Source organism: Brasilonema octagenarum UFV-OR1 (assembly GCF_963888615.1).
Lineage (GTDB): Bacteria > Cyanobacteriota > Cyanobacteriia > Cyanobacteriales > Nostocaceae > Brasilonema > Brasilonema sennae.
In genome coordinates this window covers 1-21,142 of record NZ_CAWPKW010000099.1, presented here as the reverse complement: position 1 = coordinate 21,142, position 21,142 = coordinate 1, and the positions used below count along the sequence as shown (strand labels likewise).

Below are 21,142 nucleotides of genomic sequence, written 5' to 3'. Positions count from 1 at the left end.
CTTGTCTCGCAAAAGCAGTTGATAAAGGGAGGAAGTTTAAATGAGTGATCTTTCCCAAAAAATTGCTGCTCTTTCCCCAGAGAAACTTAAGCTTCTTGCACAACGGCTAAGCAAGAAACAAGGGGACATAGTCTCACAAACACAAATAAAATGCCAAAGTCGCCAAACCAACTCATTCCCCCTATCCTTTGCCCAGCAGCGCCTGTGGTTCCTCGACCAGTTGCAGCCTGGTCATAGCGCCTACAACATCTTCCAGTCCATGCGCCTGACAGGATGGCTGAACGTGACAGCGCTAGAGCTAAGCTTCAACGAAGTCATCAGGCGTCACGAAATATTAAGAACCACATTCACTACAGTGGATGGACAAGCAATACAAGTTATTGCTCCTAGCCTGAGTTTCAGACTACCAGTGATAGACTTGCAAAAACTTCCCAAAGACAAGAGGGAAGCTGAAGTTCTGCGGCTAGCTCATGAGGAAGCTCAACAGTCCTTTGACTTAGCCAATGGTTCTTTACTACGAGTGACTCTATTGCGCCAGACTGAAACAGAGCATGCGTTATTGCTGACAATGCATCACATCATCTCTGACGGCTGGTCAATAGGCGTGCTTATTCGTGAAATAGCAGCCCTTTACAAAGCCTTTTCCCTTGGGAAACCCTCACTGCTTCCTGAACTATCCATCCAGTATGCAGACTTTGCCGTTTGGCAGCGACAATGGTTACAGGGAGAACAACTAGAAACTCAACTTGCTTACTGGAAGCAGCAACTGGGTGGTAAACTACCTGTACTGGAACTCCCTACTGATCGTCCCCGACCAACAATTCAGACTTTCTCAGGAGCAAGAGAATCTCTGGCGTTACCCAAAACTTTGTCCGAGAAGCTTAAGGCTCTGAATCAACGCCAAGGCATTACGCTATTTATGGTACTGCTTGCAGCGTTTGGGACTTTGCTTTCTTGGTACAGAGGGCAAGAAGATATTGTCGTGGGTACTGATATCGCTAACCGCAACCAAGCTGAGACTAAAGGATTAATCGGGTTCTTTGCCAACCAACTGGTGTTGCGTACGGATTTATCGGGAAATCCTACTTTTCTAAAGTTGTTGGAACGAGTACGCGAAATAACCCTGGAAGCTTATGCTCATCAGGATCTACCTTTTGACAAACTGGTAGATGCTCTTAATCCGAAACGGGAGTTGAACCGCTCACCGTTGTTTCAGGTCAAGCTAGTTTTGGAAAATACCCAAACTCCATCCTTGAAGCTTCCAGATCTGACTATAAGCCCCCTAAAGGTCGAAAATAAAACAGTGCAGTTTGACTTGCTCCTAGAACTAAACGAGACAGAGCAAGGACTATTTGGTATATGGGAATATAATACAGACCTATTTGACACAGTCAGCATTGTCCAGATGTCGAGAAATTTTGAAGCGCTTCTAGGCAGGATTGCGACACATCCAGAGGCAAAATTGAGTGAGCTAAAAACAATTCTCTCTGAAGCAGACAAGCAGCAGAATCTTGCTCAAGAACAAACTTATGAAAGCACTATACAGAAAAAATTAATGAACGTTAAACGTAGAGCTAATAGCAGATTATAAGCACAAGGAAATACAAATCATGACAAAAATTGAATCTCTAGGTTCTGTAAGACGTAAAGCTGTCAACATATCCCAAGAAGACTTAATAAAAACAGAGTTTCTCCAGCCAGGAACCAACTTTCCTTTGGTGATAAAGCCTAGCATAAAAGGTGTGAATCTGCAAGACTGGGCTAAGAACAATCGGGATTTTTTGAAAACCGAATTATTAAAATATGGAGCTATACTTTTTCGGGATTTCAAAGTCAAATCATTAGAGGAATTTGAGCAAATCATCGCAGCTATTTGTGGAGAAGCGATGGAGTATCGTTATCGGGCATCTCCACGAACTCAAGTAGGTGGTAGAATTTACACTTCAACAGACTACCCTGCCGAGCAAAGTATCTTTCCTCACAATGAACACGCTTATTCTCCTACTTTTCCATTGAAAATATTCTTCTTTTGTTTGACTCCAGCGCAGTCAGGAGGAGAAACTCCAATTGGTAGCTGTCGAAAAGTGTTTGAGCGTATTGATCAAAGCATACGCGATCGCTTTATCGAAAAGAAAGTGATGTACATGCGTAACTTTGGCGATGGATTTGGTCTTCCTTGGCAAACTGTATTTCAAACAACAGACAAAACAAAGGTAAAGGAGTATTGCCAAAGCAATGGAATTGAGGTTGAATGGAAAGAGAGTAATCGCTTAAGAACTCGACAAGTTGGACCAGCTATTATCAAGCATCCGCAAACGGGTGAAATGGTTTGGTTCAATCACGCTACTTTTTTCCATGTTTCCACATTGGAACCAACAGTACGCGATTCGTTGTTGACAAATTTAAAAGAAGAAGACTTACCGACTAACACATATTACGGGGACGGTTCTCCAATTGAGCCATCAGTGTTAGCTCATTTGAGAGAAGCTTATCAACAGGAAATGGTCACCTTTTCCTGGCAAAAAGGAGATGTATTGATGCTGGACAATATGTTATCAATACATGCTCGCAAGCCATTTGTCCCTCCAAGAAAAATTTTAGTAGGAATGGCTGAACCATATAGTCCCCAAGGCATTTAATTGACACAGAGGTATAAATATGCAAGCAGAAAGTATGGAGGGGTTTCAACTTTCACCTCAGCAAGAGCATTTATGGTTACTGCAACAACTTGATCAAAGTGAAGCTTATCGTAGTAATTGTGCAATTTTAATTGAAGGTCATGTCAATATAAATAATTTAGAATTGGCATTACAAGATATTGTCGATCGCCATGAAATACTCCGTACCTGTTTTCCTTGTCTGCCTGGCATGACTCTTCCAGTGCAGGTCATTAAAAACCGCAAGTTAAAATTAGAAACAAAGCACAATCTTTGTAGTTTGAGTCCTCAACAACAAGAAGCTAAGATTGAGGCAATCTTTCAGCAATTTAACCAATTGTCTTTTGACTATGAACAAGGTTCAATTTTACAGACATCCCTTATAAGTTTATCGCTAGAGAAACATCTGTTGTTTATTGGTTTGCCTGCTCTTTGCGGAGATAATGCAAGTCTGAATAATCTGGTACAAGAAATTGCTATTTTTTATTCAAAGCAATCGCAAGATGAACTATCTGAAGAACCACTACAATACGCCGATTTTTCAGAATGGCAAAATCAAATACTTGAGGCAGAAGAAACGGCAGTAGGAAGAAAGTATTGGAGCAAGCAAGACTTTTCTGGTTTGAGAAAGTTCCAGCTTCCTTTTGAAAACTCTCTTTCTGAAAAACAAATATTTGAACCTAAGTTAGTAATTTCAAGAATTGCACCTGAACTAATAGAAAAAATCGAAGTATTAGCCCATAAGTATAATACATCTGCTTCTATATTTTATTTAACTTGCTGGTTGATTCTGCTTTGGCGGCTTATTGGACAATCGGAGATGATAGTTGGCAAAGCTGTTGATGGCAGGAAATATGATGAACTAAAAAAAGCATTAGGACTGTTCGCTAAATACTTACCACTGCATTGTGATTTACAAGAGAATTTACGGTTTCGTCAAATTCTACAGGAAATTCATGAATCTGTAGAATCTATCTACAAATGGCAGGAGGGTTTTACTTGGGAACAAATATCATCGGATACCAAATCAGAGAATTTGCCTTTTTTCCCTTTTTGCTTTGATTTTGAATCAGAAGAACCAAAGTATTTTGCAGATAATATAGCATTTTCAATTTACAAGCGTTACACCTGCATTGAGCGTTTCAAAATAAAGCTCTCTTGTCGGCAAAGGGATAATTTTATAAGTACAGAATTTCATTATGATTCCAACCTGTTTTGTGCAAAGGATATTGAAGGTTTAGCAGAGCAATTTCACAAGTTAGTAGAAAGTGCCGTAAATCATCCAGAAGCTGCGATTAGTGAATTAGAAATTTTAAGCGATCGCCACCTCCATCAACTTCTCGTCGAGTTCAATCAAACACAAGCTGACTACCCACAAGACAAGTGTATTCACCGCTTATTTGAAGAACAAGTAGAGCGCACACCAAACAATATTGCCGCTACATTTTCTGACGAAAAACTCACCTATGGTGAACTCAACATTCGTGCCAACAAAATAGCTCACTACCTACAACGACTAGGAGTTAAACCAGACGTACTGGTGGGAATTTGTGTTGAGCGAGCGCTGGAAATGATTGTTGGTATCCTTGGCATTCTCAAAGCTGGCGGAGCTTATGTACCACTCGACCCAGCTTATCCTAAAGAGCGCTTAGCGTTCGTATTAGAAGATACCCAAACACCAGTATTATTAACTCAGCAGCGATTACAGGAAAGTTTACCTGCTCACAACGCCCAAACGATTTGCTTGGACACAGATTGGGAAACAATTGCTCAAGAAAGTGAGGAAAATCCCGCTCTCCAGACGTGTCCTGAAAACTTGGCTTATGTCATCTACACTTCCGGTTCTACAGGCAAACCTAAGGGAGTGCAGATTGCACATCAAAACCTAGTTCATTCAACGACTGCTCGTATTACTTATTACCAAGAAACAGTTACCAGCTTCTTATTGCTTTCTTCGTTTGCTTTTGATAGTTCTGTTGCGGGTATTTTTTGGACACTTTGCTTTGGAGGAACTCTTTGTCTTCCCCAAGAAGGTTTACAACTGGAGATACCAAAACTGGTAGAGTTAATCGTCCAAAATCATGTCTCCCATTTATTAAGCCTTCCTTCTCTATATGCTCTCCTATTGGAGGAGACAAAAGCCGAGCAGTTAACATCACTTCGTACCGTGATTGTTGCGGGTGAGTCTTGTCCAACAGAGTTGGTGCAACGTCACTACCAATTGTTGTCAGAAACATCTCTGTTTAATGAGTATGGACCAACAGAAGGAACAGTGTGGAGTAGTGTATATCACTGCCCTTCGGGTAAGCGCAAAGCGCACGCTACGCGAACGCAGTCGCCTACGGAGGGAAACCCTCCTTCAGCGCTGTCTCACCATTCTCAACAAACTAGAAAGCAAGTCTCGATTGGTTCCCCCATTACCAATACGCAAATATATATACTAGATTCTCATTTGCGTCCTGTCCCCATCGGCGTTATTGGTGAAGTCTATATCAGTGGTGATGGTTTGGCTAGAGGCTATCTCAATCAGCCTGCTGTAACTAGCGAAAAGTTTATTCCTAATCCCTTTGGCGATGCTCGCCCAGGAATGCGCCTGTACAAAACGGGAGATTCAGCTTGTTATCTGAGCGATGGAAACATTGAATTTCTTGGCAGGCTTGATCACCAGGTTAAAATCCGGGGTTACCGCATTGAATTGGGAGAGATTGAGGCGGTACTGAGTCAACATCCACAGGTGCGGGAAAGTGTGGTAATAGCGCGAGAGGACGTACGAGGGGACAAGCGCTTAGTTGGCTATATGGTACTTAAGCGAGAATCTGCTTTGACAATAACTGAACTACGCCATTTCCTTGAAGAAAAGTTGCCTGATTACATGCTACCGTCCGCTTTTGTACTCCTGAAGGAGCTACCTCTGACCCCCAATGGCAAAGTGGATCGTCAGGCATTACCTGCGCCTGAGCAGGTGCGCTCAGAGTTCACAGGAATCTTTGTCGCTCCTCGCACCCCTGTAGAAGTGATGCTGGCAGAAATCTGGGCTGAAGTTTTGAAAGTTGAGCGAGTGAGCATCTATGACAACTTTTTTGATTTAGGAGGACATTCTTTACTAATAACTCAGCTTCTTGTTAAGGTACAAAAAATTTTTCAGGTAGATGTGTCTTTACGCAGTTTGTTAGAAAGACCTACTGTGGCAGGTATAGCAGAGAATATCGAGAACATTTGCTCCTATGAAAGCAGTCCCACAGTTAACTCAAAAACTTTTGTAGATCTCAATGCTGAAGCCGTTTTAGATCCCACAATTTTTCCTGAAACTTTCAATGGATCTGTGAGTGAACCAGCTTGTATTTTATTAACTGGAGCAACAGGCTTTTTAGGAGCATTTTTACTTTCTGAACTTCTACAGCAAACTAAAGCAGATATTTATTGCTTAGTGCGTTCTCAAAATGTTGACGAATCCAAGCAAAAGCTGCAAAGCTGCCTTAAAGCTTATTCACTTTGGAATGAATCTCTAAGTTCCAGAATTATCCCAGTTGTCGGTAATTTATCTGAGCCTCTTCTCGGTCTAGAAGAGGAGCAATTTCAACTAATGGAACGTAAAATAGATGTCATCTATCATAATGGGGCTTGGGTTAATCATATTTATCCATACTCTGTTCTTAAAGCTGCCAATGTGTTAGGTACTCAAGAGGTTCTGAGATTGGCAAGTAAAATCAAAGCAAAGCCCGTACATTTCATTTCTGCTTCTAGTGTTTTCTCGTCAGTTGGTTATTCTGGGGTCAAATTAGTTCGAGAGCAGGATAGTCTTGATGATGGTCAACTGCTTTCTAATGGTTATTCTCAAAGTAAATGGGTTGCCGAAAAATTAGTAAAAACTGCGGGTGAGCGAGGGCTTCCTGTTTGTATTTATAGACCATCACGTATATCAGGACATAGCCAAACTGGTGTATTTAATACAAATGACTTCTTGTACAGATTAATAATAGGCTGTATCCAACTGGGAAGTGTGCCAGATAGGGACATTAGGGAGAACATAGTTCCTGTGGATTATGTAAGCAAAGCGATCGTCCATTTATCGAGACAGGAAAAATCCCTAGGAAAGGCTTTTCACTTAGTTAATCCCCAGCTTCTGCACTCAAGTATGCTTATCGACCAGATTTGTTCACAAGGCTATCCAATTAAGCAGATGACTTATGAAGATTGGCGAGCAGAGTTACTCAATATGACTAAAAGTTCACAGAAACATCCTTTGTATTCATTAGTACCATTTTTTGCGTCAAGTAATGCTGAAGAGAAAACATCTCCATCAGCAGTTTTACATTTTGCCTGCGAGAATACACTTAATGGACTGGCTGGTACTTCTATCGTCTGTCCACCAATAAATAATCAGTTACTAAGTACTTACTTTTCTTATCTAATTCAAAAGGGTTTTATAGATGGTCTACAGCGTAACATTCAGGTGTAATGACTCTCGAAAAATACTCATAATTCTGTCAATGCTAAGTACGACTCATCATTCATAGGGGTTGGAAATCAAAATGTCAACAAATCTGATTGTATTAGCAATTTAAACTGAAAAAGGATATAAGCTCTTATGGCGACACAAGAATCTACAGTACAAAACAAATTATCACAAATTGATTCGACACAAACCACAAAATTGTTATCCACTGAAGGTCTTAATCCATATCAACAGAAGTATTTAGAAACATTTATTAACAGCTATACCAAGCGGACAATAACATCAAAACAACTCACGCAAGCCTGTCGCCAAGTTTTGGCTGACCCAAGAGCGTCAGATGGGTTCAATCTAATGATGAAGGAGATATGCTATCCCATTGTTGGCAAGCGCTCTTTGGGTTCCAAGATATGGGACATTGATGGTAACGAATATATAGACCTCATGATGGGTTTTGGCGTAAATCTCTTTGGTCATAATCCGTCCTTTATCAAAGAAGCACTGACAGAGCAACTTGAGAAAGGAATACAGATTGGTCCGCAATCAGAGTTTGCTGGTGAAGTAGCAGAGTTAATTTCTGAACTCACTGGGATGGAGCGGGTAGCATTTAGTAATACAGGCACAGAAGCCGTTATGACGGCGATACGCTTGGCACGAGCAACAACAGATCGCAACAAAATTGTCATCTTTTCAGGCTCCTATCATGGTCATTTTGATGGAACGCTAGTTAAAGCACAAAGCGTAGACGACGAAAATTTACGTGCAGTGCCAATTGCTCCTGGAGTACCGCCAAATATCGTTAAAGATGTTTTAGTCTTAGATTACGGGAATCCTCAATCACTAGAAGCGATCAAAGCTCATGAGCAAGAATTGGCAGCTGTTCTAGTTGTACCTGTACAAAATAGCCGACCGGACTTACAGCCCAAAACATTTCTCCAACAGCTGAGGAAATTAACAAAAGAATTAGGAATCATCCTAATCTTCGATGAAATGGTTACCGGCTTCCGCATTCATCCGGGTGGTGCTCAAGCATATTTTGGCGTTGAAGCAGACATAGCGACGTATGGAAAGATTATTGGTGGGGGTTTGCCGATTGGAGTCATCGCTGGCAAAGCTGCTTATATGGATGCTATCGATGGGGGTATCTGGAGTTATGGAGATTCTTCCTACCCACAAGCAAAAACAACGTTTTTTGCAGGTACATTCTGTAAGCATCCGTTAGCTATGGCTGCTGCAAGAGCGGTTCTTAGACATCTTAAAACTCAAGGACCAGCCCTTCAAGAGCAGTTGAATCAACGCACATCACAATTCATCCAAGCTTTGAATACTTACTTTGAAGAAGATGAAGTACCCATCCGAATGGCGAATTTTGGCTCACTATTCGGTACTGCTTCTTCAAGGAATTCTGAAGAAGCGGGGAATTCTGCTATATCGCAAACTATGAATCTATTAATTTATCATTTGTTCGACAAGGGAATTCTCCTCTTTAATGGAACTGGTTACCTATGCACAGCCCATACAGATGAAGATATTGATTGCATTATTCAGGCTGTTAAGGATAGTGTAAGGGAACTGCGAGACGGAGGTTTCTTGCCTACTTCCTCTGACAAATTGGCTGAAACATAAAAGCTGTTTAAAGGAATTGATGATTAGTCTAACAATTCGCTTTGATGAAAGCGAAACTGATTTACAATTGCGGAAAAAAACCCATTCCAGAAGCGCAGTTACCAGCAAATTTTATCCTCCGCCAAGTTAAACCTCAACAAGATGCCGAAGCATGGGTAGAGATGCACAAACAGTCGTTTATCGACGCCTGGAATCACCATAACTTAACAGTCCAACATTACAAATACCTGCGGAGTCACTACACATACAGACTCATTTGGATCTGGTGGCGATCGCTCCTGATGGCATTTTTGCAGCCTGCTGCAAGTGTATAATTAACCCACAGAGTAACACTTCGCACGAATAAATCTACTAATGCTAATTAACTGGATAAAAAGAAGGTAAAACTATGGCAACAATGGGAAAATACTGCAAAGCTTACTCTCTAAAAAAATTACGTCAGTTCAATCAGTGGATTGAGCATTCAGAAAATACAAGAAAAGAAAAGCAACAAGTCGATGGTCAGGAAGTCGAAATCAATAGAGAACTAACCGATGATGACTTTCTTTATCTGCAAGAAAACTATGTCGTCACAGATGGTATTTTCAAGGACGAAAATATCATTTTCGACAATGTAACAACAGAATGGCAAGAGTTTTGTAAAAATACACTTTTGTTCGAGATTCCAGTTTACCAAAATTAACGGAGATAAAAATGTATCAAGATGATAAAGACGACACAACAATTTACAAAGTTGTAGTCAATCACGAAGAACAGTATTCTATTTGGCCCGCCGACCGGGACAACGCACTTGGTTGGAAAGATGCTGGAAAAAGTGGCCCCAAACAAGAATGTCTAGATTACATCAAAGAAGTTTGGACTGACATGAGACCGCTCAGTCTCCGCAAGAAGATGGAGGAAGTTTGATAAATTAACTACTTATCTACTAGGGTCAGTTGATAAACTGTCACTCATCTAATTCCGCGTTTCATGGTATGAGTTTAATCTTTATTAATGCAAGGAGTGATACCATTTCACAATATGTTTGGCACAAGTTATATTCGCAATTTGTCTCACCAGCAGAGTGTTGCGAGTTTCAAATGTTGCACAAAAAGTGAATTGGTATACAATTATACAAAAAAGCGCTTGAGCTAAAAAAATTATCAAGCGCTTTTTAATGTAAAAATAACACCATGTTGCCGCTACATTTTTCCTAGACAAAAACGGACAACCTTAGCATTTTGAGGCGGTTGATCTGTTCTATTGTTGAAAATATCGTCAATAACCGCCTCAAAATGCTCCAAGTTCGTCGTTTTTAGTGAGGATTTTGTAGAAGGTTGTCCGTTTTTGTCCGGGTTCATCCCAACCCTTTGGGTAAGAAGAAATTGAAACGACAAAGAGCGGTTTAGGGTATAGTATATTCGCCTACACCTTAGTTATAAATACTTCTGAAGCATATTCTCCAATTGTTGTACTGTTGCCCTAGGAGAGGGACGAGGCAAAGGTAGCTCCTGTGTGCCTTCTGTACTTCTAGCGTTTGCTAAAAAAAGCACTGGCACCTGGTATTGGTAAGCTTGAAACCAATCTTCACGAGTCGTAATATCCCGGATTTCTAGCTCAAACTTGAGGTTTTGTATCTGTTCTAGTTTTTCCTGCAAACCCTCACACAAATGACAACCGGGCTTGCTATATAAGTTGATTCGAATTTGCTTCAACCAAAATAGACGTGTTTAACTGCATCTGTGATATTTCCTCTGGACATAGGGGGACTTATAAGTCGAAGGTGGAAGAACCAGAAGTTCTACAACTTTCTTACGGGCAGCAACTGATACGATATTATATGGCACCTAACATTCAGAAATATTTTTGTGTCCGCAAGATGTGATTGTGGAAATGATCGCCAACGATTCTACAGTATCAGCTACTGTTAGTAGGTTGATACATTTGGGTTGGCAAGTGCAAGCACAGTTGACTTTGGATGATGGGCAAATGGTTATAGCTCATTTGACGCGGGAAGGGTTTGACGAGTTAAAGTTGGAACCGCAACAGCGAGTGTATGTAAAGCCGAAGGATGCAAAATCGTTCCCACTCTATTATTCGATTTAGACTGTTAACTACCCTAAACGCAGGCGTTCATAATTAACAGTTCATGAAATGAAGATTTAGCTACGATGACAAGAAGTGCCTTTACAGTATGTGGAGTTCACTTCAATGGTTATCCAAGCTTTGTGTGTTCACATGTTTGGGGTGGGTACTTTGTGCAATCGCTCAGTTAGTCAGTGGCTTGTCTTGAAATCAACGCTCTCCCACTGGCTAATGACACCAATATTTATTGTATTGCCACTCTTGACTTTAGTCTTTTTACCTTGGATGATTCCACGCCTGCGCTGGAAACGTTTTTGGAGTGGTTTGGGAACTGTGTTACTCGTGGTTTACTTTTCTGCCACTTTCCCACTCACCATCGCTGTCGCAAAAAAAGGATTAGTTACTTTTATTCCCCCTGATCCTGGTACAAGTGCAGATGCAATTGTTGTACTCGGACGGGGCGTACCATTTAGAGATTCAAGGGTTGAGGTTGCAGCTGAACTTTGGAGGAATCATCGGGCACCATTCATTTTTGCCAGTGGTTTAGGAGATGGTTCGGAAATTGTCCAACAACTCAAAGCAAAAGGTATTCCTGATGCTGCATTGGGCGAAGAACACTGTTCTCAAACCACCAAGGAAAACGCACTGTTCACCGCATCTATCCTGCAACCACGCGGAATCAAGCAAATTCTGCTAGTCACAGATTCTCCTCATATGGTGCGCTCGCTATTGACTTTTAAAAGTGTAGGGTTTGAAGTCATGTCCCATACAACTCCCATACCATCGCAATTTACTGCGAGTAAAAAAGCAATGCTCATGTTTTATGAGTATATGGGATTAGTTAGCTACGGTTTGCGAGGGGACTTTCTGAAACACAACTTACCTCAACAGAAAAATCCACCCGTTGCTAAGCTCAAGAATTAGGCAAATTTTGACCTATAAAAACAGCATATCGAGGATAACAGAATATCAGTTATCCTCTTTAAGCACAACTATGGCTAAACCAGTTGTATAAAAGTCCTTTTGCATCTCCTAGAGAGACGCTTGGTATTCGTGTATACCGTATTCGTGTATACCTTTTTTACGAGCATCTATCTCAAAAGGACTTACGCGCAGCGTCTCCCTAGGCCATTTTCTCAATCCTGACTCTGTGGTTTTTTCTTGGTGAGAAATTTCCTCTAGCAATCTTTCCTCAGGATAGAAATCTAACGAAACTTTTATCTCAAAATCTTTTGAAGTCTTACTATCTGTGATTGATAGAGAATGAGATAGGCTTCCACCATCATTGACAGATGAGAATTGTTTGTTTAATGAAGAAAATTCTAAAGTAACCCTAATTTCAAGTTTCCCTTTTTGTCTACGATTTTTATTGGGAAGAAGCAGTTCACATTGTATTTCTGATCTCAGGTAAAATTCCCACTCAACTCGATTAAATATACCTGTTACATTTCTCTTTTTGAAATATTTTTTAACAAACTTGTCTTGACAAGAAAAATTTAAATCATTTCCCTTTGGCTCAAAATATTCAAGGAATTTCTTAACTATTTGAACTGCATTAAAAATTTGATCTCCTAAAAAAAGAATATCATCCTCTTGCTCCAATCGTTGAAATTGGTTACTCAACATGTTAAAAAAACCCCCTTACTAATCCCGAATTCTTGAGATTCTCTTACAATCCTTGCCACAAATTTGACTGATGTCAAATAAAATACATTTTATATACTTAAAAGGCGGTGAGACAGCCTTCCTTAACGGATTTACCACCTGTTGGTGACTAAAAGAACAGTCATAGGGCTGTAGCATGAGAAGCGCAGCTTCTCGCAAGCCAGGGTAAAGTCGCGTAAGATAGACAGACAAAGATAGACAATTAATTTACTTTATTTATCTGCGTAAATTGCGTCTTTAAAACTACATTTTTTAAAATACTACTACACTATTTAACTCAATTCAGGTCTTGTTATAGAGATATATTATAACACAAAAAGTAAAAAAAGACACTAGTTTAGTATGATGAAAATATCATGACCGTTTATATTGTAAAAGTTGTCATATATACTCAAAAATTTCTTGAAAAGCTTAAGACTGAAGTAGTAATCATTTTGGATTCAATATTCACACAAAAAAATGATGGTATTTTTTTGTATAGTTTAATAACTCTTTATAAGAAATACCGTGTATTTACTAGCTAAAAATGATAGGTCTAGTTTAAACAAAAAATGACACAAGTATAAATGAAGCTAATTGCTATCTTATTATTTAAGATTTAATATTAATTTAATATATGATTCTTTGATAACTGATGAAAATATAGCGCTTCTCATTTGAATTACATAATGTGAAAGTGCATGTACTTTCACTACAGCACGTGTTACGGCACTCAACACCAGAAGCGCTATATTCACTCTCAGAGGATGTTTTAGAAGTATTGTTTTCATACCTGGACCTTCAATATTCCCCTAAATCAACAAAGGCTATGACGGGACGCCACATGCACAGATTGAGGCGTTGTTGACGCCAGTCGCACTCAACCAGGGAACCTCGAACGGCGTTTACGCTCCCAACACGGTTTGGATAAGCACAACTTAATTCACGCTCCGCTCGTTGGGAAAAAGTTAAAAAGCAAGGGTTAAAACAAGAAGGAAGCACCTTTACCCCTTAACCAAACCGTACTGCTTACGCTCCCCTTTTGAGGAGGTTTAGGGTGGATATACGACAATTTGTCTACTCCTTAAGACTTTCCAAACATCTTCTGAGCATATTTTAAATTATGTTAATTTTGCTATCTCCACACACTGCTAACATGGTGCGTTACACTACATTAACGAACCCCACGTATGGAATATTTACTTTTATATCAGTTATTCATCTCAACGGGTGGAAACGATTCAAACAGGACACATATTAAAAATGTATATTTTACTTTATAAGATGAAAAATTTAAAAATAATATCAAATCTAAAATTTCTACTTATTATTTATGTCTGAAGAACTTAACTTTCAAGGTCATGGTATGGATCGCCTCCCTCCCCAAAACATTGAGGCGGAAGAAGCAATATTGGGGGGGATTTTGCTAGATCCGGAAGCGATAAGTAGAGTGAGCGATCGCCTGATTCCAGAAGCCTTTTATCTGAACGCTCATAAAGATATCTATCACGCCGCTGTCAGGTTACACACTCAAGGTAAACCTACAGACTTGCTTGCAGTCATAAATTGGCTAAACGACCACGATATGCTAAGCCGTGTTGGCGGTAGAAATAAATTAGTTTCACTAGTAGATCGTACAGTGTCAGCCGTTAATATCGATGCCTTAGCAGATTTAATTATGGAAAAATACCTGCGGCGTCGATTAATTAAAGCTGGAAATGAAATTGTGCATCTAGGTTATCAGACAGAAACTGAGTTACCAACTGTTTTAGATCAAGCAGAACAAAAAGTCTTTGGTATCACTCAAGAACGTCCCCAAGTCGGTCTGGTTCACATTTCTAACACCCTGATTAATACTTTCCAAGATATTGAAACTCGCCATCAAGGTATCGCCCTACCGGGAATACCTTGCGGCTTTTATGATTTAGACGGTATGACTAGCGGTTTTCAACGTTCTGATTTGATTATTGTTGCTGGTCGTCCTTCAATGGGAAAAACCGCTTTCTGTCTCAATCTTGCTCATAACATTGCTGCTTCATATAAATTACCAGTTGCTATCTTCAGCTTAGAAATGTCAAAAGAACAACTGGCGCAGCGGTTGCTAGCAAGTGAAGCGGGAATTGAAACGAGTTATTTGCGGAGTGGACGCATTAGCCAAACTCAATGGGAACCTTTAAGTCGTGCGATTGGTATGCTCTCTGATATGCCAATTCATATTGATGATACGCCAAATATTACAGTTACAGAAATGCGAAGTCAAGCGCGGCGTTTGCAAACAGAATTAAATACAGAAGTAGGACTAATTATTATAGATTACTTGCAATTAATGGAAGGAGGGGGCGATAACCGCGTGCAAGAACTATCAAAAATTACCCGAAGTCTTAAAGGTTTAGCGCGTGAATTAAGTGTTCCAGTGATTGCTTTATCTCAGTTGAGTCGAGGAGTAGAATCACGTACGAACAAGCGTCCCATGTTATCTGATTTGAGAGAAAGTGGAAGTATTGAGCAAGATGCGGATTTAGTTATTATGTTGTACAGAGACGATTACTATAACAGCGATAGCCCAGATAGAGGAATTGCTGAGGTGATCATAGCTAAGCACCGTAATGGTCCAACAGGTACTGTTAAACTCTTGTTTGATCCACAATTGACGAAGTTTAAAAATTTTGCCAGACCGAATAATTATTAAATCAGGGAACAGGGAACGCTTAACAGGGAACAGGGAACGCTTAACAGTTATCAAGCAATTGATGACTGATAACTGATTATTGAAAATGAATTAGTAGTTCGTGGCAAGTTATTAATAGTTATGATAATAACTAACAACAAACTACTAACGATGAGTCATTACTGAATTTTCAGCAACTCCACATCAAAAATCAAAGTAGCGTTGGGTGGAATAACACCACCTGCACCACGAGCGCCATAACCCAAATCAGAAGGTATGATTAATTTACGACGATCGCCTACTTTCATAGTACTCAGTCCTTCGTCCCAGCCTTTGATCACTTGTCCAACACCAAGTTTAAAACTAAAGGGTTGACCGCGATCGCGTGAACTATCGAACTTGGTACCATCTTCTAAAGTCCCGGTGTAGTGAACCACAACCGTTTGTCCTTTTTTAGGAGTCGCGCCAGTCCCTTGTTTTAACTCAGTGTACTTAAGTCCAGAGGGCGTGGTGACGACATTATCATCAGACATATTTTTACTCGCAATAAGGGTATTGTTTTCTTGTACCTGGATGGGTGCTTGTGTTGTTTCAACCAACTGGCTAGCAACAGCGGTATCTTGTTTGTTACCGCTTATTTGCGCAAATACCAGAGCCAAAACACAAACCAGCATGAAACCCACGCTGAGTAAAATCGCTTTCAAAATTAATCCTCCTTACTCAGTATTCTGGGTACTTTACGATCACCAGTAGAACAAAATTTAGTGTAAACCACAAAGCGACCCTTAACGCCAAAGCTTATTTTCTAAATCACGCATTTGACGCTCTAAACGGTCAATTCTACCACGCAGTTCGTCCATTTCCGACTGACGAGGTACCCCCAAGTCCTGTAGCATATTTCGCAGTTGTCGTTGCATAGTTCCCTCCAAATTTCCCTGCTCCGACTTCAACTGCTGTACCATGTCATCCATAACCGCCTTCGCTTGCTCAGGATCAAGCTTACCATCCTTAACAAGTTGGTCGCTGGCTTCCCGCAGTTTATCTGCTACCAAGGACGTTGTTCCAAGACCTATCGTAAATAACTGCTTCATCCAGTTGTTGTTGCTGTCCATAATTCCTTTCTATCACTTTTTTCAAATCAAACGCCCCTTTATCATAAATCTACCTTATAGACCTATGGTGCAAGGATAATTAATATAGACTACACCTCTATTCTGACAAACACACACAAAGGATCAAATGTGTGATAATCGAACAACTGAAGGTGAAAGTTCCGCCCCAACAAACACTCAAGTAAGTTTCAAGTGCGGAAATTTCCGCATCCCACGCCAGAAGAACGGATAAAAGCAGCAGAACAACAAGCACGAAGGCTGGCAGATAAATTGCGTGAGTTAGGGATAGATCCGCAGACTCTTGGTTAACTCAAATTTTGCATCTCACCGATTAGTACGCCTTGAACTCAAGTTCAAGGCTTATAGTCAAAGTCCGTTAAAACGGACTCAAAGACTACCCAGTCTGTTTTAACTGATGTCTTACGTCATTACGAGTAGACCATTAATGCTTATATGAAGTAGTGTTTAAATTTACTCAAAAATCAGTTCCACTCTTAGTCCATTTTAATGGACTTCGCCTATGAGCCTGGGACTTACAGTCCTAGGCGGACGAGAACCTGCGTCAAATAATATGTTTAGACTATTGACATTTGTTTTACTAAATGCGCCTAAGGTTGTCCTATTGCTAAAAATTACGTGACAATCAGGAAACATGACTCAATCAGGTGTATATATTCTTAATCAATAACTGAACAAACACGAGTATTATGCCTATAGACTTTTTAACCGCTTGGGGAGTTAGTACTGCTGTTGGGTTCCTCTTCCAACCAGTGATGAAACAATTTGCCCAAGATGTAGGCAAAGATTTATTAAAAGATATACTCAAAGATGTATTGAAAGCTATCCCCAGCCAGATTTTAGAGAAACTAAAAAAAGAAGAAATAGATATTGCTGCTGGTAAAGCACTTAAAGAATTTTTGTCACTCGTGCAGCAAGAGTTACAAGATGCTGACATTCCTGATAACCAAGTTAGGGATTATAACAAACCGCTACAAAAATTCCTGAATGAGAAAAAAGTTAAAGAAATACTGGGAACTCCTTTTCATGATGAATGTCATGCTCTAAATACAATAAAGTTAAAAAAGATTTGGAACGAACAGAATTTGTTAGCTTTGCCAAGCGAATTTGATTGGACAAAGCTTGGTAAGCGTTACGTTAAAAAAGTCAAAGCGATTATTCAGGACTCATCTGAACTGAGAGCGATTCTGGATTCCCAAAATCTTGAAAAAATCGCAGAAAACACAACAGAGACTGCCGGAATTATCCCCGACTTTAATTTAAAACAATATCAAGAAGCAATTCGCGAGTCCTACGCCAATCTAAAACTAGATAGTATAGATACCAGCGGTTACGCCTATAATGAATTGCGGCTATGGCGAATCTTTATTCCTCAAAACGTGCGGGAAGTTCACCAAGTTTTACCACAAGTCCACGAACTCCCCAAACAACATCTCCGACGATTGCGAGAAAAGAACGAACTCGAAGCAGAAGAAATTGCATTAGAAGAATTAGAACATCACAAGCGAGTTTATTTAGAACAGCCAGTAGGTTCAGTTAAAAAGATTGTTGAAAATAAACAAAACTATAAATATATTGTAATTTTAGGTGATCCAGGTTCAGGAAAATCTACATTATTGCAATACCTGGCGTTAGATTGGGTAGAACAAACGCTGGATCGGCTTGATAAGATAAAAAATCCTCCGCCGATTCCATTGCTGATTGAGTTACGCACTTATATGCGGCGACGAGAAGATAAAGAATGTAGTAATTTTCTGGAATTTTTTCATAAATGTAGCGGTGCGATCGCCCACCTCAACCAACATAAATTGCAAGAACAACTCAAGGCTGGTAACGCCTTAGTCATGTTTGATGGTTTGGATGAAGTTTTTGATCCTGGTAAGCGAGAAGATGTCATAGCAGATATTCACCGCTTCACAAATGAGTATCCCAATGTGCAGGTGATTGTGACTTCTCGCGTCATTGGATATAAAGCGCAACGGCTGCGAGATGCTGAGTTTAAGCATTTCATGCTGCAAGATTTGGAACCAAAACAAATTCAGGATTTCATCAACCGATTGAAGAACTTAAGAGTGAAGTTTTTGGCAAACACTGGCAGGATGAAACTTGGCATGAAGTTTTGCGGCTGATTGCAGGAATGATTGAGCCAAAATTTGTTGGCGAAATTTTGGAATATTTAATGGCGCAAAATGGTGAGTCAGAGAAATTTAGCAACTTGTTTTTGGCGGCTAAGTGTCTTTCTGACGTGAGGAATAGGACGGCGATCGCGGAAGTCGCTAATCAATTACGCAATTACCTGGAAAACTTACTTAGATATGGAGATGAATATCAGGCTTCAGGTAAGCAATTCGAGCTAATTCGTGAAATTCGTACTCAATCTGTTGCAGCAATAGCAATAACTTGGAAAGATGACCCCGAAACTTTAGCATGGCTCAAAACCCTCGCTCATTTTTATGGGAATTGGGATATACAACAAGCAGCGGTACAAGAGTTAGCTAGGGCGTGGAAAGATGACTCAGAAACTTTAGCATGGCTCAAAACCTGCTCTGAGTGTCCTGATCCGGCTGTGCGATTTGGGGCAGTGCAAGCATTAGCTAGGGGGTGGAAAGATGAGCCTGAAACCTTACGCATCCTTAAAATCTGTGCTCAGATTGATTACGACTGGTCTGTGCGACGGGTATCATTGCAACAGATAGCCTGGGGGTGGAAAGATGAGCCTTGGATGTTGGAATTTCTGTGCGATCGCGCCATCAATGACTCTTTTGAGCGTTGGACAACCTGGCAAACCAACCCCCGGCAAACAGCACTTGAGATAATTATCAAACAACATCCTCACCATCCCCAAACTTTACCACTGTTGCGCGACAGAGCGGAGAATGATCCAGATGAGCAAGTGCGGGAGTATGCTCAGAAGAAGTTGGCAGAATTAGAGAAGTAGAAGAAGCTCTAAAAATATGAACAATACTACTACAATTCGTGAGAAAATCAACCAATATCTTGATGGATTATCTTCAGAACGTTTAGAACTGGTTGCTGATTTTCTAGCTTACCTAGCAGACAAAGAGACTGAAGATGCAACCCAAGAATTACTCGATATTCCAGGTTTTATAGAATCTTTTGAAAGGGGTAAAAAAGATGTTGCTGAAAGTCGTGTAAAAAATTGGAGAATAATCTAATTATATCAAGTGAAAACAACCTCACCCCCATCCCCTCTCCTTAATAAGGAGAGGGGTGCCCGATAGCGTAGCGTGCCGTTAGGCATAGGGCGGGGTGAGGTAAAACGAGAATTATAAGTCATCATCAGAACTTGATATTCAATGTATATGAAGAAATATGAAATATACAATCATCATTCAATGGTCAGAAGAAGACCAATGTTATGTGGTTTTCTTACCTGAGTTTACTGATGTCATGCAGCCTTGCACTCACGGAGATACTTACGAAGAAGCGCTCAAGAATGCTCAAGAAGTGATAGAGATGTTAATTGAGACATCCTTAGAAATCGGTGAACCTCTGCCAGAACCTCAAACGCTAGCAAAATCCTGGAAAGTAGCATAGAAGTATAATTAGCAAAAAGAAGAAACACGCGCTATGAATACGCCTACCCAAACAACAAAAGTTTACGACGAAATTATAGACTTCATTGCCGCTGGAACCACTCCGCAAACTGTCGTCAATTTTCAACTTTCAGATTCAGCAAAAGAGCGTTTGGAAGACCTAGTGTACGGACACAAAATGGGTGAACTAACACCAGAGGAAAAACGAGAATTAGATCATTTCTTAACGCTAGAGCATATAATGACACTAGCAAAAGCACGGGCTTATAAGTATATTAGTGCTGAGTAAATATTCAAAATGTCTCGTCCTTACGTTAATCTAGAACTTAGGCGTTTAGTTGCAGCTCGTGCTGACTACATCTGTGAATACTGCCTGATTACAGAAGTAGATAGATCTTCTGGTTGTCAAGTTGATCATATTATTAGCGTCAAACATGGTGGAGCCACAACAGAGGATAATCTCTGCTACGCCTGTGTTTTCTGCAATCTTCAAAAAGGAACTGATTTGGGATCGATTAATTGGCGTAATGGAGAACTCGTCCGGTTTTTCAACCCACGTAGAGATTTTTGGGGAGAACACTTTCGACTAGATCAAGCTGTGATTCAACCGCTGACAGATATTGGAGAAGTGACAGTACGCATTCTAGATTTTAACAGTAATGAACGAATTCCAGAGCGGCAAGCCTTGGTACAAGCTGGTAAGTATCCCTCAGCATCGGCTTTACGACGGATGACAAAGTAGAGAATGAATCTTGAAAACAAATCGATCAGTATTTTGTTCCCATGCATATGAGGAAATAGCTAGAATCAGAATGTTTGCTCTTTAAGGCTACGCTTGTGGACACTGCAACTTGCCCTCGCTGTCATCAACCCGTGAATTCCCAAGCTGTCACCTGTCCTCATTGTGGCACTCAGTTGAAAGCTTATGGACATCCCGGCATTCCTCTACATCGCGCCACAGGGAAGGAGTATCTCTGCGACAGCTGCACTTACCACGCTGACGATACTTGCAATTTTCCCCAGCGTCCTTTTGCCAAAGAATGCATTCTCTACGAAAATATTGAGGAGAGTAAGCAATACTTGCAGCAGCAGCGTTACGCCAACAGCTTTGGTGCAACTGTGAAAAATTGGATCAAACGCAATCAAGCTTTACTTTTGCTGCTGGCTCTGTTATTCGTCTGTTTAATTATTGCTCTGTCTACATCATAAAGCAAGGCTGTATTTCAGCTTGCCTACTTTGTCAATGCGTAAGTTTTAACAACATTCATAAGACACGTAGGGGAGCCATTACTGCAGAGAGAAGTGCCTTGCGGGGGTTCCCCCCGTTGTGGCAACTAGCCCCG

General features: G+C 40.4%; 20 protein-coding genes and 1 pseudogene. 17 read left to right on the top strand and 4 right to left on the bottom strand.

The genetic code is table 11. The features are described from left to right. Nucleotides 1-40 precede the first annotated feature (40 nt). From AC5590_RS07670 to AC5590_RS07640, 7 genes are all read left to right on the top strand, one after another. On the top strand, nt 41-1,591 hold the full coding sequence (locus AC5590_RS07670) for a condensation domain-containing protein (RefSeq protein WP_169263541.1): 1,551 nt from the start codon (nt 41-43) through the stop codon (nt 1,589-1,591). 19 nt (nt 1,592-1,610) lie between these two features. Then, nucleotides 1,611-2,639: a TauD/TfdA family dioxygenase gene (locus tag AC5590_RS07665; protein ID WP_169263540.1), complete on the top strand. Its 1,029-nt coding sequence runs from the start codon at nt 1,611-1,613 to the stop codon at nt 2,637-2,639. Nucleotides 2,640-2,658: 19 nt separating this feature from the next. Next, nucleotides 2,659-7,116: a non-ribosomal peptide synthetase gene (locus AC5590_RS07660; protein WP_169263539.1), complete on the top strand. Its 4,458-nt coding sequence runs from the start codon at nt 2,659-2,661 to the stop codon at nt 7,114-7,116. A gap of 129 nt (nt 7,117-7,245) precedes the next feature. Next, the gene (locus AC5590_RS07655; protein WP_169263538.1) at nt 7,246-8,736 is read left to right on the top strand and encodes an aspartate aminotransferase family protein; all 1,491 of its coding nucleotides are present in this window, start codon (nt 7,246-7,248) and stop codon (nt 8,734-8,736) included. A gap of 44 nt (nt 8,737-8,780) precedes the next feature. Next, a complete protein-coding gene (locus AC5590_RS07650) occupies nt 8,781-9,050 on the top strand; it encodes a hypothetical protein (RefSeq protein WP_169263537.1) in 270 nt (89 codons plus the stop codon). 74 nt (nt 9,051-9,124) lie between these two features. Beyond that, entirely contained in the window at nt 9,125-9,418 is a 294-nt protein-coding gene (locus AC5590_RS07645; RefSeq protein ID WP_169263536.1) for a hypothetical protein, read from the top strand. A gap of 11 nt (nt 9,419-9,429) precedes the next feature. Continuing rightward, nucleotides 9,430-9,642 carry an MbtH family protein gene (locus tag AC5590_RS07640; protein ID WP_169263535.1) on the top strand — a complete coding sequence of 71 codons (213 nt, stop codon included), beginning with the start codon at nt 9,430-9,432 and terminating at the stop codon, nt 9,640-9,642. 509 nt (nt 9,643-10,151) lie between these two features. Here AC5590_RS07640 and AC5590_RS07635 read toward each other — a convergent pair. Beyond that, a complete protein-coding gene (locus AC5590_RS07635) occupies nt 10,152-10,421 on the bottom strand; it encodes a glutaredoxin family protein (RefSeq protein WP_169263583.1) in 270 nt (89 codons plus the stop codon). A 145-nt stretch (nt 10,422-10,566) separates the two neighbouring features. Here AC5590_RS07635 and AC5590_RS07630 point away from each other — a divergent pair. Both AC5590_RS07630 and AC5590_RS07625 read left to right on the top strand, forming a co-directional pair. Next, nucleotides 10,567-10,821, top strand: a pseudogene (locus AC5590_RS07630) (TOBE domain-containing protein); the annotation flags it as partial. Nucleotides 10,822-10,926: 105 nt separating this feature from the next. Continuing rightward, entirely contained in the window at nt 10,927-11,724 is a 798-nt protein-coding gene (locus AC5590_RS07625) for a YdcF family protein (RefSeq protein WP_246162751.1), read from the top strand. Nucleotides 11,725-11,832: 108 nt separating this feature from the next. Here AC5590_RS07625 and AC5590_RS07620 read toward each other — a convergent pair whose 3' ends face one another. Further along, complete coding sequence (locus AC5590_RS07620; protein WP_498822861.1) at nt 11,833-12,402, bottom strand: KGK domain-containing protein; 570 nt, start codon at nt 12,400-12,402, stop codon at nt 11,833-11,835. Between the two features lie 1,375 nt (nt 12,403-13,777). On the opposite strand from AC5590_RS07620, the gene dnaB reads away from it, so the two are divergent. Continuing rightward, the gene (dnaB, locus tag AC5590_RS07615; protein ID WP_169263533.1) at nt 13,778-15,133 is read left to right on the top strand and encodes a replicative DNA helicase; all 1,356 of its coding nucleotides are present in this window, start codon (nt 13,778-13,780) and stop codon (nt 15,131-15,133) included. Nucleotides 15,134-15,291: 158 nt separating this feature from the next. Here the strand turns inward: dnaB and AC5590_RS07610 are convergent, their stop codons facing one another. Continuing rightward, nucleotides 15,292-15,816, bottom strand: a complete 525-nt coding sequence (locus AC5590_RS07610; RefSeq protein WP_169263532.1) for an FKBP-type peptidyl-prolyl cis-trans isomerase — start codon at nt 15,814-15,816, stop codon at nt 15,292-15,294. An 81-nt stretch (nt 15,817-15,897) separates the two neighbouring features. Next, nucleotides 15,898-16,224, bottom strand: a complete 327-nt coding sequence (locus AC5590_RS07605) for a phasin family protein (RefSeq protein ID WP_169263531.1) — start codon at nt 16,222-16,224, stop codon at nt 15,898-15,900. A 707-nt stretch (nt 16,225-16,931) separates the two neighbouring features. Between AC5590_RS07605 and AC5590_RS07600 the strand changes: the two genes are divergently transcribed. The 7 genes from AC5590_RS07600 to AC5590_RS07570 all read left to right on the top strand — a co-directional run bounded on the left by AC5590_RS07600 (nt 16,932) and on the right by AC5590_RS07570 (nt 21,008). Beyond that, a complete protein-coding gene (locus AC5590_RS07600; protein WP_248277148.1) occupies nt 16,932-18,371 on the top strand; it encodes an NACHT domain-containing protein in 1,440 nt (479 codons plus the stop codon). A gap of 8 nt (nt 18,372-18,379) precedes the next feature. Beyond that, the gene (locus AC5590_RS07595; protein ID WP_498822860.1) at nt 18,380-19,180 is read left to right on the top strand and encodes a HEAT repeat domain-containing protein; all 801 of its coding nucleotides are present in this window, start codon (nt 18,380-18,382) and stop codon (nt 19,178-19,180) included. Nucleotides 19,181-19,196: 16 nt separating this feature from the next. Further along, entirely contained in the window at nt 19,197-19,418 is a 222-nt protein-coding gene (locus tag AC5590_RS07590; protein WP_169263530.1) for a hypothetical protein, read from the top strand. Between the two features lie 157 nt (nt 19,419-19,575). Beyond that, entirely contained in the window at nt 19,576-19,800 is a 225-nt protein-coding gene (locus AC5590_RS07585) for a type II toxin-antitoxin system HicB family antitoxin (RefSeq protein WP_169263529.1), read from the top strand. A 33-nt stretch (nt 19,801-19,833) separates the two neighbouring features. Continuing rightward, nucleotides 19,834-20,088, top strand: a complete 255-nt coding sequence (locus AC5590_RS07580; protein ID WP_169263528.1) for a hypothetical protein — start codon at nt 19,834-19,836, stop codon at nt 20,086-20,088. Between the two features lie 9 nt (nt 20,089-20,097). Beyond that, nucleotides 20,098-20,541, top strand: a complete 444-nt coding sequence (locus AC5590_RS07575) for an HNH endonuclease (RefSeq protein WP_169263527.1) — start codon at nt 20,098-20,100, stop codon at nt 20,539-20,541. Between the two features lie 95 nt (nt 20,542-20,636). Then, on the top strand, nt 20,637-21,008 hold the full coding sequence (locus AC5590_RS07570) for a zinc ribbon domain-containing protein (RefSeq protein WP_169263526.1): 372 nt from the start codon (nt 20,637-20,639) through the stop codon (nt 21,006-21,008). The last annotated feature ends 134 nt before the right edge of the window (nt 21,009-21,142 follow it).

Excerpts from the sequence above, each read along its gene's own strand:
- AC5590_RS07670 (WP_169263541.1), top strand. The coding sequence starts at position 41 with ATGAGTGATCTTTCCCAAAAAATTGCTGCTCTTTCCCCAGAGAAACTT.
- AC5590_RS07665 (WP_169263540.1), top strand. The coding sequence starts at position 1,611 with ATGACAAAAATTGAATCTCTAGGTTCTGTAAGACGTAAAGCTGTCAAC.
- AC5590_RS07660 (WP_169263539.1), top strand. The coding sequence starts at position 2,659 with ATGCAAGCAGAAAGTATGGAGGGGTTTCAACTTTCACCTCAGCAAGAG.
- AC5590_RS07655 (WP_169263538.1), top strand. The coding sequence starts at position 7,246 with ATGGCGACACAAGAATCTACAGTACAAAACAAATTATCACAAATTGAT.
- AC5590_RS07650 (WP_169263537.1), top strand. The coding sequence starts at position 8,781 with ATGAAAGCGAAACTGATTTACAATTGCGGAAAAAAACCCATTCCAGAA.
- AC5590_RS07645 (WP_169263536.1), top strand. The coding sequence starts at position 9,125 with ATGGCAACAATGGGAAAATACTGCAAAGCTTACTCTCTAAAAAAATTA.
- AC5590_RS07640 (WP_169263535.1), top strand. The coding sequence starts at position 9,430 with ATGTATCAAGATGATAAAGACGACACAACAATTTACAAAGTTGTAGTC.
- AC5590_RS07625 (WP_246162751.1), top strand. The coding sequence starts at position 10,927 with ATGGTTATCCAAGCTTTGTGTGTTCACATGTTTGGGGTGGGTACTTTG.
- dnaB (WP_169263533.1), top strand. The coding sequence starts at position 13,778 with ATGTCTGAAGAACTTAACTTTCAAGGTCATGGTATGGATCGCCTCCCT.
- AC5590_RS07605 (WP_169263531.1), bottom strand. The coding sequence starts at position 16,224 with ATGGACAGCAACAACAACTGGATGAAGCAGTTATTTACGATAGGTCTT.
- AC5590_RS07600 (WP_248277148.1), top strand. The coding sequence starts at position 16,932 with ATGCCTATAGACTTTTTAACCGCTTGGGGAGTTAGTACTGCTGTTGGG.
- AC5590_RS07595 (WP_498822860.1), top strand. The coding sequence starts at position 18,380 with ATGATTGAGCCAAAATTTGTTGGCGAAATTTTGGAATATTTAATGGCG.
- AC5590_RS07590 (WP_169263530.1), top strand. The coding sequence starts at position 19,197 with ATGAACAATACTACTACAATTCGTGAGAAAATCAACCAATATCTTGAT.
- AC5590_RS07585 (WP_169263529.1), top strand. The coding sequence starts at position 19,576 with ATGAAATATACAATCATCATTCAATGGTCAGAAGAAGACCAATGTTAT.
- AC5590_RS07580 (WP_169263528.1), top strand. The coding sequence starts at position 19,834 with ATGAATACGCCTACCCAAACAACAAAAGTTTACGACGAAATTATAGAC.
- AC5590_RS07575 (WP_169263527.1), top strand. The coding sequence starts at position 20,098 with ATGTCTCGTCCTTACGTTAATCTAGAACTTAGGCGTTTAGTTGCAGCT.